This window comes from Stenotrophomonas maltophilia group sp. RNC7 (assembly GCF_030910085.1).
Classification (GTDB): Bacteria; Pseudomonadota; Gammaproteobacteria; order Xanthomonadales; family Xanthomonadaceae; genus Stenotrophomonas; species Stenotrophomonas sepilia.
In genome coordinates this window covers 1-327 of the sequence record NZ_JAVFVN010000158.1, presented here as the reverse complement: position 1 = coordinate 327, position 327 = coordinate 1, and the positions used below count along the sequence as shown (strand labels likewise).

The following is a 327-nucleotide window of genomic DNA, read 5'->3' as shown; positions in this document are numbered from 1 at the left end:
ATCGGCTACTACTCCGCCTGCACCTTGATTATCTTTGCCAAAGGAAAGGCTTACATCTCCAATACTAAAGCCACCCAATGGGCTACTGAGATAACTACCATAGGTATTAATGAAATCAGCTTGGTAGCATACAGCTTTCTTAATTAACTCTCGTTGGTATTCTGTAAGGTTATTAAACCCCTTTTTTCGGATCCTACCATAAGTTAATTTATCAACTTCATCCGAAGCTTCTTCTAGTAATTTAAGAACAGTTTCTTTATCTAAAGAACCTCTGTAGGTATCTTTGTAATAATCATAATCTACATAGGCCATAATCCACACTTCCTT

Annotated in this window: 1 protein-coding gene; it reads right to left on the bottom strand. The window is 36.7% G+C overall.

The window, feature by feature from the left end; genetic code table 11:
• A partial coding sequence (locus RCF13_RS02120; RefSeq protein ID WP_308140783.1) for a hypothetical protein occupies window positions 1-312 on the bottom strand: 312 nt, incomplete at its 3' end.
• Between the last annotated feature and the right edge of the window lie 15 nt (window positions 313-327).